General features: G+C 65.2%; 12 protein-coding genes and 1 tRNA gene. 6 read left to right on the top strand and 7 right to left on the bottom strand.

The genetic code is table 11. The features are described 5' to 3' along the window. Positions 1-290: 290 nt before the first annotated feature. The gene (locus ACNSN7_RS01355; protein WP_418280081.1) at positions 291-1,472 is read left to right on the top strand and encodes an aspartate kinase; all 1,182 of its coding nucleotides are present in this window, start codon (positions 291-293) and stop codon (positions 1,470-1,472) included. 45 nt (positions 1,473-1,517) lie between these two features. Here ACNSN7_RS01355 and ACNSN7_RS01350 read toward each other — a convergent pair whose 3' ends face one another. Beyond that, a complete protein-coding gene (locus tag ACNSN7_RS01350; RefSeq protein WP_418280079.1) occupies positions 1,518-1,952 on the bottom strand; it encodes a hypothetical protein in 435 nt (144 codons plus the stop codon). 196 nt (positions 1,953-2,148) lie between these two features. On the opposite strand from ACNSN7_RS01350, the gene ACNSN7_RS01345 reads away from it, so the two are divergent. Both ACNSN7_RS01345 and ACNSN7_RS01340 read left to right on the top strand, forming a co-directional pair. Next, entirely contained in the window at positions 2,149-2,238 is a 90-nt protein-coding gene (locus ACNSN7_RS01345) for a hypothetical protein (RefSeq protein ID WP_418280077.1), read from the top strand. Further along, a complete protein-coding gene (locus ACNSN7_RS01340; RefSeq protein WP_418280075.1) occupies positions 2,238-3,146 on the top strand; it encodes a DUF7089 family protein in 909 nt (302 codons plus the stop codon). The genes ACNSN7_RS01345 and ACNSN7_RS01340 overlap by 1 nt, the downstream gene beginning before the upstream one ends. Before the next feature lie 673 nt (positions 3,147-3,819). On the opposite strand, the gene ACNSN7_RS01335 is transcribed toward ACNSN7_RS01340, so the two are convergent. Beyond that, positions 3,820-5,820 carry a heavy metal translocating P-type ATPase gene (locus ACNSN7_RS01335; RefSeq protein ID WP_418280210.1) on the bottom strand — a complete coding sequence of 667 codons (2,001 nt, stop codon included), beginning with the start codon at positions 5,818-5,820 and terminating at the stop codon, positions 3,820-3,822. Positions 5,821-6,010: 190 nt separating this feature from the next. Between ACNSN7_RS01335 and ACNSN7_RS01330 the strand changes: the two genes are divergently transcribed. Together ACNSN7_RS01330 and ACNSN7_RS01325 are read left to right on the top strand one after the other, a co-directional pair. Then, positions 6,011-6,083: transfer RNA gene (locus ACNSN7_RS01330), tRNA-His, on the top strand. Positions 6,084-6,496: 413 nt separating this feature from the next. Beyond that, positions 6,497-7,459 carry a DUF4268 domain-containing protein gene (locus tag ACNSN7_RS01325; protein WP_418280073.1) on the top strand — a complete coding sequence of 321 codons (963 nt, stop codon included), beginning with the start codon at positions 6,497-6,499 and terminating at the stop codon, positions 7,457-7,459. Between the two features lie 278 nt (positions 7,460-7,737). Here the strand turns inward: ACNSN7_RS01325 and ACNSN7_RS01320 are convergent, their stop codons facing one another. Next, positions 7,738-8,124 carry a nuclear transport factor 2 family protein gene (locus ACNSN7_RS01320; protein WP_418280072.1) on the bottom strand — a complete coding sequence of 129 codons (387 nt, stop codon included), beginning with the start codon at positions 8,122-8,124 and terminating at the stop codon, positions 7,738-7,740. A gap of 111 nt (positions 8,125-8,235) precedes the next feature. On the opposite strand from ACNSN7_RS01320, the gene ACNSN7_RS01315 reads away from it, so the two are divergent. Continuing rightward, the gene (locus ACNSN7_RS01315; RefSeq protein WP_418280071.1) at positions 8,236-9,183 is read left to right on the top strand and encodes a D-2-hydroxyacid dehydrogenase; all 948 of its coding nucleotides are present in this window, start codon (positions 8,236-8,238) and stop codon (positions 9,181-9,183) included. A gap of 10 nt (positions 9,184-9,193) precedes the next feature. On the opposite strand, the gene ACNSN7_RS01310 is transcribed toward ACNSN7_RS01315, so the two are convergent. The 4 genes from ACNSN7_RS01310 to ACNSN7_RS01295 all read right to left on the bottom strand — a co-directional run bounded on the left by ACNSN7_RS01310 (position 9,194) and on the right by ACNSN7_RS01295 (position 12,479). Next, positions 9,194-9,661 (bottom strand): DUF8009 family protein, encoded by a 468-nt coding sequence (locus ACNSN7_RS01310; protein ID WP_418280069.1) that lies wholly within the window; start codon positions 9,659-9,661, stop codon positions 9,194-9,196. Beyond that, complete coding sequence (locus tag ACNSN7_RS01305; RefSeq protein ID WP_418280067.1) at positions 9,654-11,441, bottom strand: MutS-related protein; 1,788 nt, start codon at positions 11,439-11,441, stop codon at positions 9,654-9,656. The genes ACNSN7_RS01310 and ACNSN7_RS01305 overlap by 8 nt, the downstream gene beginning before the upstream one ends. A 73-nt stretch (positions 11,442-11,514) precedes the next feature. Further along, positions 11,515-11,994, bottom strand: a complete 480-nt coding sequence (locus tag ACNSN7_RS01300; protein ID WP_418280066.1) for a DUF6691 family protein — start codon at positions 11,992-11,994, stop codon at positions 11,515-11,517. Beyond that, positions 11,991-12,479, bottom strand: coding sequence for a YeeE/YedE family protein (locus tag ACNSN7_RS01295; RefSeq protein ID WP_418280064.1), 489 nt, complete (start codon positions 12,477-12,479; stop codon positions 11,991-11,993). Before ACNSN7_RS01295 ends, ACNSN7_RS01300 begins: the two co-directional genes overlap by 4 nt. Between the last annotated feature and the right edge of the window lie 41 nt (positions 12,480-12,520).

Genomic DNA, 12,520 nt, shown 5'->3' with positions numbered 1-12,520 from the left:
CCGTACTTCACCTGTACTGACCGCGATCGGACTCAAATATATCGACTGTTGAGGATTTCAACGGAGCCAGCCACGTGATGATATACTATTACCATAATTAAATTGACTGTTAACGGAGAAGACACAGTTATGCGGCTCCCTCTGTTACGAGGGCGCATGTTTACCGATCACGGTGGTGTCGCCATCCAAGGGGGCGAGTCCGGGACCGAAACGAACGGTGTGGCTGACGTGAACGAGGCAGATAGTGAAACGGCGGTTGGAGGTACTGAAACGGCGGCTGGAGGTACTGTATGCGCGTAGTGGCGAAGTTCGGTGGAACGAGTCTCGGAAGCGGAGACCGAATCAACCGTGCGGCCGACTCGATAGCGAACGCGGTCGAAGCGGGCCACGAGATCGCGGTCGTTGCAAGCGCGATGGGGTCGACGACCGACGAACTGCTCGACGATATTACGTTCGAGACGGACGAGGCGGACCGTGCAGAGATCGTTTCGATGGGTGAACGGACCAGCGTCCGGATGTTGAAAGCCGCGCTCTCAGCGCGCGGTATCGATTCGGTGTTCCTCGAACCCGGCCATCCCGACTGGCCCGTCATCACGAACGGGCTCGGCGAGGTCGACGTCGAGGAGACGCGCAGGCGTGCCGAAGCGATCGCGTCGACGCTCGACGGCGTCGTCCCGGTCATTACCGGGTTCCTCGCCGAGGACCACGATGGAAACGTCACCACGCTCGGGCGCGGCGGGTCCGACACGACCGCGGTCATGCTTGGCAACTACATGGAGGCGGACGAGGTCGTCATTATCACCGACGTCGAAGGCGTGATGACCGGCGATCCGCGGGTCGTCGAGGGGGCGCGCAACGTCGGTCGGATCACGGTCGATGAGCTCCGGAACCTCTCGTTCCGTGGTGCCGAGGTCGTCGCTCCGTCCGCGCTGTCGTACAAGAACGAACAGCTCGCCGTTCGTGTCGTCCACTACCAACACGGCGACCTCCTTACCGGGGGGACCCGGATCGAGGGACAGTTCGAGAACCTCATCGACATGCGGGAGGAGCCGCTCGCGTGTCTCACCGTCGCGGGGCGCGCGATCCGGAACCGGCCAGGGATCCTGTCGGAGCTCTCGAACGCGCTTCGAAAGGAGAACATCAACGTCGATGCGGTCGCGTCAGGGATGGATTCGGTGACGTTCTACGTCGATATCGACGTCGCGGAGACGGCGGAGGCGCTGCTTCACGAGGCGGTCGTCGATGACGAGACGCTCTCGTCGGTCACCGTTGCTGACCCGATCGCAGTCATCCGCGTTACCGGCGGTGAACTCCCCAACCAGCCGGGCGTCATCCAGAACGTCATCGCTCCGTTGGCGGAGTCGGGCATCAACGTCATCGACCTGATCACGAGCGCGACGTCCGTCGCACTCTTCGTCGACTGGGGCGACCGTGAGGACGCGCTCGGGATCGTTCAAGAGCAGTTCGACTGATCCTGGGCGGCTCACTGGGACATCGTCGAAGTGATCCTGGCCGGCTCACTCGGTCGGATCGAGTCGAAACCGCGTCGTTGACCGGCCGTCGAATCGCGGCCCGGAGCCGACGCGATCGAACCCAACGCCCTCGACGGCGTCGATACCGATCGAATCGTCGTCGGCGACGACGACTTCAACGTTCATCGATTCGCGAACCGCGAATCGCCGTGGCTCCTCGAACAGCTCCCGAACCACGCGTTCGGGACCGCCGAAATCGGTGACGTGGACGGTCTCCGATCGAGCGTCGAAGGCGATGAATCCCGAAATCGAAACGTCCGAACCGTCACTGCTTGTATCCGCATGGTCCGACGTCTCTCCGTCGGCGAGGGCGACACGGACCGACCGATCGTGGACCATGTCGACCAGTACCTCCTCCGGTCGACCGGTGAGCGCGGTAAGGGCTTCGGCGTCCGATTCGAGTGCGTCACGGATCCGCATACTCTTCGTGTATCCGTGCTATCCCCTTAAAATCGTGGACGTCGACGGGAGATGATGTTCGGAGGATAAAACGGGTAAGAGGCGAGGTGGCCGGAAGGCGAATCATCCGGAATACGAGGCGATCGAGGGATACGGCGGATCGGCGGACTCATCGAAACTGGGTGGATTTAAGCGACCGGCGGACGGACGGCGAGACATGAGCAAGGCAACCAAGGTCGTTCTCGGAACCGTCAGCGTGTCGACCGTCCTCTCGGTTCTCATCATCCTCTCGTACGTGTTCGGGTGATGTTCTCGTCGCGAGCGCTCGACGACGACCTCGCGGCGATCCGGGCCGAGTACGCATCCGACTCCCCCGTCCTCGACGTGGAGTCGGACTTCGAGACGCTTCCGCCCGCGGTCGCGGAGGACCTCGGGCTGTTCGTCGACGGACTCGGACCTGCCTCGTATCCGGACGGTTGGCTCCCGGCGGACGCGCCGGAACTACTCCGTCGGTACGCCGGCCCCGACTTCACGGTCGGTCTCCCGGGAGACGGCACCGTCGTCCGAACCACCCAGACGACGCCCGACACGATCCTCGTCAAGCGCCGTGCGGAGGGGACTCCGGAGCAGTTCCTCGCGTTCCTCATCGCGGATCGACTCGTTCGGATCGGGATCGAACCCTCGTCCGGCGCGATCAGTGCCGACGGCGTCCCGCCCGACCGAATCCCCGAGTCGTTCCTTCCCTTTTTCGGACCGCTGTACGTCGACCTCGACGAAGCGATCAGACGGCCCGCAAGCGCCGACGATGCATCCCGTTCCGACGGCGAGCCTCGCGCTGGTCCGGATTCCCCCGTGACGGGGCTCGGTCCGGCGGACGTGTTTCAGGTCGCGAACGCGCTGTTCGACGCGTGGGTCGGACTCCACACGCGCGACGTCTTCGCGTCGTGGGAGCGTGAGTATCCCCGCCTGTTCGATGCCTGGCTGGACGCGGGCGACAGGCTTTCGGGCCGACTCGAGGACCTCCCCGGAGCGGTCGCACGTGGGGAGACGGAGTTCGCCAGCGCGACGGAGTATGCCTGCTCCGCGGTCCGACACGGACTCGATCTACCGGCCCCGTTCGCCGCGCTCGACACGCAGGCGTACCGCGAACGCGGTGCTCCGTACGCGGTGAAGTGGGCCGAAAAGACGTTCACGTCGATGGTCGACGTTCCGTAGGCCCTCCATCGACGTTTTCGCAGGCAGCGTAGCGGGTGTCATAGAACTCCTATCACGGCTATATATTCACAATTCGACAACTGCACCAGAGATGAGAGTCTGCGTGCTTCTTGATCGATAGCGGGAGTGGGTGTACCAGATCAGTGGCGTGGTTGTTTATAAGTCGAATTGGGGTGTTGCTGGCGGGCGTTTATAAGCGATCGAGGACTCTGCGATGAACGCCTGCAAAGCCCCAGCCGCGACGGCTCGCGCGCCTTGCTGCGCGCCTCGCTCGCGTCGCTCGCTGCGGTGCTTACTGCGGCGGGCTTCGCCCTCGCGGCTGCCCCTTTGAGCCCCACCCCGCACGGCACCGCACCCGCACCTCAGGCCTCCCCAGCCTCGTCAGGGGCGGTCGCCGGAACCGCTCGGCGACCGCCCCTGACTCCCTCGCGCGAGGCCGTTCGCGGCCTGACGGCCGCTCACGGGCGCGCGCCGACCGCACACGGGTGCACGCCGACCGCACACGGGTGCGCGCCCACCGCACACGGCTGTCCGGAATGTCGCATTCCGTTTATATACGATAGCCACCCGAACCTGATGGGCGATTCGATCCCGAGACGGACCAATGCGTAGAGTCGCTCTCTCGCCCTCGCGGAACCCGTGACACGACCCGTTCGAGCTTCCTCGCTTCACCCTACTCCTCGAAGCCGAGGAGTCGCAGCCCGATCAGCGAGACGAGGACCGTGGACCCCTCGTGGCCGACGACCGCGACCGGGAGCGGGATCCCCGCGGTGAGGATCGCGACGATCATGATCGCGATCGCTCCGAAGGCGATCGCGAAGTTCGTGTACAGCGTCTTCCGTGTCTCGCGGCTCAACGCTAACGCGTACGGGAGCTTGTCCAAGTCGTCGGACATGAGCACGACGTCGGCGGTCTCCAAGGCGACGTCCGTACCCGCACCGCCCATACCGATGCTGACGTCCGCGGTCGCGAGCGCGGGCGCGTCGTTCACGCCGTCGCCGACCATCGCGACCCCCTCGTAGCGCTCCTGGAGCGCCCGTATCCGATCGACCTTCTGCTCCGGCAGCAGCTCCGCGTACACCTCGTCGATCCCGACCTCGTCGGCGATATGCCGCGCGACGCGCTCGTTGTCGCCCGTCAGCATGACGACGCGTTCGACGCCGCCGTCCCGGAGCCGCTGGATCGTCTCCGCCGCACCCGCTCGGACGGTGTCGGTGAACGCCAGCCAGCCGAGCACCGTCACCCCGGCGTCCGTCTCCTCGGCGACGAGAACGCTCGTCTTCCCGTTCGCCTCGAGGCGACGGACTGCCCGGAGGCCGGCATCAAGGCCGTCGACGGTCGCATCGGCGATGACGGTCTCGAAGTATCGCTGGTTGCCGATGTGGATCGTTCGACCGTGAACCGTCGCGTGGACGCCCTTCCCGACGACGGCCTGGAAGTCGTCCGCGTCCGGGACGTCCAGCGAGCGATCCTCGGCTTCGTCGACGGTCGCGCGAGCCAGGTGGTGTTCCGACCGAGACTGTACCGCGGCGGCGACCGCGAGCAGCCGATCCGAGGTGATCGAGCGGCCGTCGGCGACCGACTCCCCGTCGATGACTGACCCCCCGTCGGCCGAGCCTCCGTCGACCGTGACTCCCTGTCGAGGTTCCACGTCAGTGAGGCGCGTGTTCCCCTCAGTCAGCGTCCCCGTCTTGTCGAACGCGACCGCGTTGACGTCGGCCGCGGTCTCGACGAACTCGCCCCCTTTGAACAGCACGCCCTGACGCGCCCCGGCGGTGATCGCCGACAGCACGGCCGCCGGCGTCGAGATGATGACCGCACACGGCGAGGCGGCCACCATGAGCGTCATCGCGCGGTAGAACGTCGAGTCGAACGGGTGCTCGAGGACGAAATACGGGAGCGCGACCGCAACGGCGGTCATCGCGAAGACCCCGAGCACGTACGGCTGCTCCAGCCGGTCGATGAGCCGCTGGGTCGGTGCGCGCTTGCTCTGTGCCTCCTCGACGAGGTGGATCAGCCGGGAGATGGCGGACTCGTGGACCGTCCGCGTGACCTCGACCTCGAGGCTCCCGGTCTCGTTGATCGTCCCGCCGAACACCTCGTCGCCCGGCTCCTTTGCGACCGGAACCGACTCGCCGGTCAGCGAGGACTGATCGACCGTGCTCTCGCCGTCGATGACGACGCCGTCCAGCGGAAGTCGATCGCCGGGGCGGACGACGAACACGTTGCCGACCTCGACGTCTTCGATCGGAGCGACGACCTCCTCGCCGTCGCGAAGCAGCCGCGCCGACTCCGGTCGGATCTCCATGAGCGACTCGATGGCGGTTCGAGATCGGCCGATCGCGTATCCCTCGAGGACCGTCGACAGCGAGAACAGAAACAGAAGCATCGCGCCCTCGAACGGTGCACCGATGACGAGCGCGCCGAGCGCGGCCAGCACCATCAGCAGGTCGATCTCGACGGCCGGCTCTCGGAGCGCAGCGAGGCTCTCCTTGAGCCCGTACCAGCCGCCGAAGACGTACGCCGCCCCGTAACAGATCCGGACGAGCGACTCGGACGCGCCGAACCAACCGCCGAGTAGCCCACCCACCATCCCGACGAACGTGAGGACGACGAACACCGCCCGCCTGCGGAGCATCGACCGATCCATTGCCGGCTCCGGAGACCGATCCATTGCCGGCTCCGGATCGGTGGACTTCTCCCGCTCGGAAGCCAGTTCCTGGTCCATATATAAACGAACGACCCGATCAGGGATGACTATTCGGGTGTCGGATCGACGGGGACGACGGTTTCGTCACTCGATGACACGGCCACCCGAGAGTCGTAACGGTTATCCGTGAATGCGGGGTACGTGTCGATGCGTGTCCGGGTTAGGGTAGTGGACTATCCTTCAGCCTTGTGGAGGCTGAGACGCGGGTTCGATTCTCGCACCCGGACCTTAACACTTCTAACCTCGTAGCTGTGGTTCGGTTTTGAATGTTCTTACTCAAGAAGTGATACAATCGCTAAAGTCATAAAGGCGGGTTTCGACAGGGCCCCATCGTCCCGAAACCATCGAAAGAACAGCTCACAGACCGGCAACTCGAGGACCACACTGAACATCGGATCCGTCTTCTTTCCTGGATGGAACATCTGGGGAAGTCGCCGGAGTATGGCGAGGGGTTTTCGCCGAGCACCGCGACGAACACGACGTGGATGACGCGATCGTTCTGGTCCATGGAGCGGCCATCTCTCAACTGTTCAAATAAACGGGATCGTAACACGATGAGCGAACTATGCTAACGAAGCGTCGGGCTCGGTAACGATCGGCTCGGGTAACGGTTTTGCACGCGCGGTTTGAGAGGTCACGTATGGCAACGTTCGAGGAGACGGACTTTCGACAACTCGAATCTCAGGACGTCCGGGATTACTGGCAGCACGAGGCCCATCAGTTTACGCCGTGGTTAGCTGACGAGATCCGGTCAGAGGAAGCCTCCCATCTTGAGGACGTTCTTGGATTAGACCTAGAGGTGATCGAGACGGAACGGAACGTCGGCAAGTATAGTGTAGATGTCTTGGCCGAGGTCGTCGACGACGGCCGACAGATAATCATCGAGAACCAGCTGGAGACGTCAGATCACGATCATCTCGGGAAATGCATCGCCTACGCCGCAGGCGTCGATGCGGACATCATCGTGTGGATATCACCCCAGTTTAACGCCGAGCACCAGGATGCATTTGAGTGGCTCAACAGGAATAGTCGATCGACAGTTAACCTATTTGCCATTCGACTTGAAGTATGGCGAATCGGTGACTCACAGCCTGCTATTCGACTCAACCCGGTCGAGGAACCAAGTGAGTGGAAAACAAAAGCACAGCGAAGTGGCGGTGAACTATCTGACAGGAGACAACTTCAAGAGGAGTTCTGGACCGCGTTTCGCGACGTGATCGAGGAATCGTCGACACACCTTCGCACGCGAAAGCCGAGACCTCGCCATTACTACAGCAATCCAATTGGAAGAACCGGATTTCACATCTACTTCGGCTTCGATGACGACCCAGCTGAAATCCATATCTCGCTGACAATTGACGACGACGAAGAGGCGTTTTGGGAACTAAAGTCACAAGAAGACGAAATCGGACAAGCCCTTGGTACGGAAGTGCGGTGGGATGAGCCAGAAGAAACCAGAACGGGAAACATGCGAAGCCACATTTGGATCGCGAGAGACGGACGGCTCGATAACCAAGATGAGTGGGACGAGTATTTCGACTGGATGCTGGAACAGGGCGACCAGTTCCACGAGGTGTTCTACGACCGCATCCAACAGCTTTGATCCATCTCGAGATCATTGATGAATTGACTGATGACGCAAGAAAACCCTCTCAACCTGTGTTAGCCATCAGGGTTACTTTATACCATAGAGCTCTCTTAAGGTGAGAGCCGGCCAAAAAACCTGACCATAGAGAGAAAACACGGGTTAGCGGTGTTGAGGCGACTGAAGCCTTGTGGGGGCTGAGACGCGGGTTCGGTTCTCGCACCGAACCGTCGTCACCGAAGAGTCGTCACCCGACGTCGTGTCGAGCCGCCGACTCGCATGCTCCACCCTACGCCTCACACCTCGTCGCGGTCGGTAAACGTGTGGCGGCGAGCGATCCGGTCGCCCTCGAACTCGTGGAAGTCGGCGAAGCCGAATCGGACTCGCTCGCCGTGCTGGGTGCCCGAGAACGTGCCGCGGACCCCCACGGTGGGGTCGTCGTCCTCGCTCTCGCGCTCGACGACGACCGCGTGGACCTCGTGTGTGCCGTCGTCGAGCGGGCGACCCGCTCGATAGAACGTCTCGAACGACTCCTTCCCCTCGATGGGCTCCTGTCCGGGGCGTTCGTAGACGACGTCGTCGGTGAACAGATGGAACAGCGCCTCGTACGCCCCATCGTCGACGAGGTCGTAGTAGCGGCGCACGAGCGACTCGGGATCGAGTTCGGCCGGCGTCACGGACATATGGAGACTGGTGGCTGCACGCCGATAAGTCGTTTGTCGGACGCGATCGGATGGCCGTTCGGAGCCTCCGGGACGCGGACCCTTTTCACGCCCGCCGTCGATGGGGGAGCCATGAGCGATCCAGACGTCGCCGTGTTGCGACAGACGATCCACGGCGTCGGTGCACCGGAACTGACCGCGGCGATCCGCGACCGACTCCCCGAGTACGACGTCTCACTGGCGCGGACTCCCGAGGAGGAACGTGAACTGCTCGAAACCGCACGTATCGCCATCGGCCTCGACGTCGAGGAGTCGGCGCTCGAGGCCGCGGAGAACCTGGAGCTGTTCGCGTGCGTGTACGCCGGGACCGGCCATCTCCCGCTGGCCGCGTTCGAATCGCAGGGGGTCGCCGTCACGAACGCGTCGGGCGTCCACGGACCGAACATCGCTGAGTACGTCGTGGGATCGATGATCGGACACGCCCGCGAGTTCCATCGGGCGTACCGTCAACAGTCGCGACGCGAGTGGCGGAGCTATCCGTCGACGGAGGTGTACGGATCGACGGTCGCCGTGGTCGGTCTCGGCGCGATCGGGACGACCGTCGTCGATCGGCTCGCCGCGTTCGACGCCGAGACGATCGGGGTTCGATACTCGCCTGAAAAGGGCGGACCGACAGACCGCGTGTACGGGTTCGACGAGTTCCACGACGCGATCGCGGACGCGGAGTACGTCGTCCTCGCCTGCCCGCTCTCGGAGACGACCGAGGGGCTCGTGGACGCGGACGCGTTCCGGACCATGCGCCCCGACGCCGTCCTCGTCAACGTCGCCCGTGGGGGCGTCGTCGACACCGACGCGCTCGTCGCCGCGCTTCGGAACAACGAGATCCGCAGCGCCGCACTCGACGTCACCGATCCCGAGCCGCTTCCCGAGGAGCACCCGCTGTGGGGGCTCGGAAACGTCACGATCACGCCGCACAACGCCGGCCACACGCCCGAGTACTTCGAGCGCGTCGCCGACATCCTCGCCGACAACGTCGAGCGGCTGTCGACGGACGTGGAGCTCCGAAACCGGGTCCTGTAGGGGCGGGCGTTCACCCGAGCACGGCGACGTCGACCGCGTGCTCGCCGCCGTTCGCCTCGATGGTAACGGAATCGACGACGGATCCGCGGACCGTCGCTCGCCACTCGGCGACGGCAGCGGCGTGGCGCTCGCGACGCGTCTCAATGTCGGCGTCCGGAAACGCCGCGGTTGTCTCGTCGACCTCCGGATACGGCGGCACGTCCGCGACGAGGCGGCGCGGATCGACGTGGATCGTCCCATCGTCGGTGCTCTCGTCGTCGGTGCTCCCGTCGTGCGTGCCGCTTTCGTCGACCTCGTCGCCGCCGCTTTCGATTCCGCTCCCGCCGATCGCCTCGTGCAGCCGCGCCCGCATCCGCCCCGAGAACGGCGGCGTGATCCGGAGGACGACCTCCCTGTCGGTCCGGATCGAGGCCTCCAGAGCGGTCGCGACGTCCTCGCGGTGGACCGCGATCGAACGGATGCGTGTGGGCTCACTCATCGTCGGGGGTCCATCGGGCGTCCGAGAGCGTTCGCTGGACCGCCTCCTCGCCGACCGCCATCGCGAGGTGCTCGAAGCCGCCACGGACGCCGCGATCGGTGGCATTTGCGACGAGGCGAGAGACGATGAACTCCGGCGTCGACTTGCCGACCGTTCCGAACCGGGGCTGGTAGTCGACGCGGAGTTCGAGGTCGTTCGTAAGCCCCTCCGCGAAGATCCCGTCGATCCGGGCGGCGTCCGGCAGCGGGCTGAGGTCGTCGGCGAGGTGCGTGACGTAGACGCCGAGCGCCGCACGGTCGACGGTCAGATCGACGAGTCCGTTGAGGAGATCCGCGGCCCGACCGGGCTCCGTGATCGCCTCGAACTCGTCGACGAGCATGAGCGTGCGCCCGTCCTCGACGAGCGGCGGAACGACCGACTTCAACGTCGACTCCAGCACGCCGGCGTTAAACGAGGCGTGCCGACGGTGGAAGACGATCCGGTCGAAGCGCCCGACTGCCGCCTCCTCGGCGGGGACGGGAAGTCCCATCGACGTCAACAGCGCGATCGTACACAGCGTCTCCAGGAGCGTCGTCTTCCCGCCGGAGTTTGCACCGGTGAGCACGCTCACACGGTCGCCCGATGGCGGTGATTCCCGCCCGCTGAATCCGGCACCGTCGGCGAGCGTGTGCGTCCCGATCCCGTACGACACCGGTTGCACCTCGTCGCCGATGAAGAGGGACCGCGCGTTTCGGACGGCGAGGCCGTCTTCGATCAGTCGCGGACGGACCAGGTCGTGTTCTGCGGCGAATCGACCGAGTGAGAGGTGGACAGCGATGTCCGAGACGGCGTCGACCGCGCGGTCGACGTCGCCGTCGGTCTCGCCGACCGCACTGCGGAGTTCGGTCGCGACGTCGGCCTCCCGATCGCTGACCGTGGTCTCGAGATCGGCCACGAGCGTTCGGAGCGTTCCGGAGACGAAGTCCGCCGCGTCGACCGCTTCGTCGGGTGTCGCGGAGCGGATCGTCGCCGGATCGATCCCCGTTTCGCCCGCGACGTGGGACACGACGCCGTCGGTGAACGCCTCGAAGTCACGAACTGACCCATCGCGAACGCTGTCGATGACGTCGAACGCCGAGCTCTCGAGCGCTCGCGCCGCGTCGAGGCGCTCGCGTCGCCGGTCGAGCGCCTCGTCCGCGCCGTCGACGACCGTGAGCTCGCCGGGGTCTCCGTCGAGCGGCCCTCGGAGGTACCCCAGCGCACCCGCGGCGTCGCGGAGGGCGTCGTCGTCGAGCCCGTCGAGTCCGTCGAACGTGTCGCCGTCGAGCCCGATGTCACGAAGCAGGAGGGCCGTTTCCACGGCCGCACGGTCGCTCCCGCCCGCCGCGTCGTACTCGGCGAACGCATCGAGGAGGCGCTCCCGCTGGACGTCGTCGAGCGCCCGCCACGCGTCGCGGGCCGCGACCACCTCGTCGAGTCTGGACGCGATCGCCTCGCGATCGGTAAGCGGAGTGAGTACACGGATACGGTCGCCGGCGTGGTCGGTCACGGCATAGCTCGCGGCCAACGAGAGCAGGTCGTCGTACACGGATCGGCTGTCGCCCGTCGCGAGCACGTCCATCCCGGCTTCGCCGTTCGCCCGGCGGAGGATGCGCGTCGCGCGTCCGCGAGGGATCCCCGCGTCGACCAGCGTCCGGACGTCCGCGGACTCGATGGCGTCGAGGGAGCGGTCGACGCCGAGCCGATCGCGCAACGTCTCGCTCGTCTTCGGGCCGATCCCCCAGTAATCCTCCAGTCGCATACCCGTGGGTGTCGGCGGAGCGCCTTGGCGTTTTCGTCGGGGGCGGGACCGATCCGACGCCCTTCGATCGCCGTCAGTCCGCCGTCGACGGCGACGCGGCCCCGGTGCGTTGTTCCCGGAGGTAGCCCTGCAGGTACGCACCGACGAACATTCCGGCGACGCCGTAGAGGATGACGACGTTTCCGATCCCGAGGCTCGCGTACGCCGCGCCGGGGCAGATCCCGGACAGTCCCCAGCCGACGCCGAACACGCCGCCGCCGACGATCACGTCTCGGTCCATCGACTTGAGACGACGTCCGAAGCGTCTCCCGGTCAGCGGTGCCGACCGCCCCGACAGCGTGAGCGCCCAGAACGTGATCCCGACGACGACGCTCGCGCCACCCATCACGAAGACGAGACCGAGATCACGGAGCTGGAGGAACTCGATGACGATCTCCGGTCGCGCCATCTGACTCACCGCGAGGCCGACGCCGAACACCGCCCCGCCGAGGAAGACGAGCGGGAGGAACAGCGGGTGTCCCTCGTGTTCCGCGACGACGCCCGCACCGCTCATGGTTGAACCCCCATGGCCATCACGAACTGTGCGACGCCGATCGCGACCAGCATGAACGTCGCGACGTTGAGAACCGACGCGCGCGATCCGGAGCCGATCCCACAGACGCCGTGTCCGGACGTACAGCCCTTCCCGAGCCGAGTTCCGACCCCGATCAGTATCCCGCCGAGGAACAGTCGCCACGGCTGTACCTCGGTCGTCCAGCCGAACTCACCGGTCGCCAGCGAGTAGACGGCGGCCCCGAACACGATCCCGAGCGTGAACACGACCCGCCAGTCGCGGGAGGCGACGAACCGCGGCTGTTGGAAGCGCCGGAGCTTCGAGCCGTACGACAGCGTCGATTCGAGGAACGTGCTCGCGCCGGCGTGAATCCCCGTCCCGACGTAGATGATCGCGGTTCCGAGTCCGATGAGGAGCCCGCCGAGCAGATAGTGTTCCCAGCCGCGTGGGAACAGCGTGTCGACGAGCAGGAGTGCCTCGTTCATACCCCCTCTGTGTGGGCGAGGAGGGAAAACGCACCGTTCAC

Origin of the sequence: Halorubrum rarum (assembly GCF_048380895.1) — an archaeon.
Lineage (GTDB): Archaea > Halobacteriota > Halobacteria > Halobacteriales > Haloferacaceae > Halorubrum.
This window is presented reverse-complemented; position numbering and strand designations above follow the sequence as displayed.

Coding starts and splice junctions, on each gene's coding strand:
- ACNSN7_RS01355 (WP_418280081.1), top strand. CDS start 291: ATGCGCGTAGTGGCGAAGTTCGGTGGAACGAGTCTCGGAAGCGGAGAC.
- ACNSN7_RS01350 (WP_418280079.1), bottom strand. CDS start 1,952: ATGCGGATCCGTGACGCACTCGAATCGGACGCCGAAGCCCTTACCGCG.
- ACNSN7_RS01345 (WP_418280077.1), top strand. CDS start 2,149: ATGAGCAAGGCAACCAAGGTCGTTCTCGGAACCGTCAGCGTGTCGACC.
- ACNSN7_RS01340 (WP_418280075.1), top strand. CDS start 2,238: ATGTTCTCGTCGCGAGCGCTCGACGACGACCTCGCGGCGATCCGGGCC.
- ACNSN7_RS01335 (WP_418280210.1), bottom strand. CDS start 5,820: ATGGATCGGTCTCCGGAGCCGGCAATGGATCGGTCGATGCTCCGCAGG.
- ACNSN7_RS01325 (WP_418280073.1), top strand. CDS start 6,497: ATGGCAACGTTCGAGGAGACGGACTTTCGACAACTCGAATCTCAGGAC.
- ACNSN7_RS01320 (WP_418280072.1), bottom strand. CDS start 8,124: ATGTCCGTGACGCCGGCCGAACTCGATCCCGAGTCGCTCGTGCGCCGC.
- ACNSN7_RS01315 (WP_418280071.1), top strand. CDS start 8,236: ATGAGCGATCCAGACGTCGCCGTGTTGCGACAGACGATCCACGGCGTC.
- ACNSN7_RS01310 (WP_418280069.1), bottom strand. CDS start 9,661: ATGAGTGAGCCCACACGCATCCGTTCGATCGCGGTCCACCGCGAGGAC.
- ACNSN7_RS01305 (WP_418280067.1), bottom strand. CDS start 11,441: ATGCGACTGGAGGATTACTGGGGGATCGGCCCGAAGACGAGCGAGACG.
- ACNSN7_RS01300 (WP_418280066.1), bottom strand. CDS start 11,994: ATGAGCGGTGCGGGCGTCGTCGCGGAACACGAGGGACACCCGCTGTTC.
- ACNSN7_RS01295 (WP_418280064.1), bottom strand. CDS start 12,479: ATGAACGAGGCACTCCTGCTCGTCGACACGCTGTTCCCACGCGGCTGG.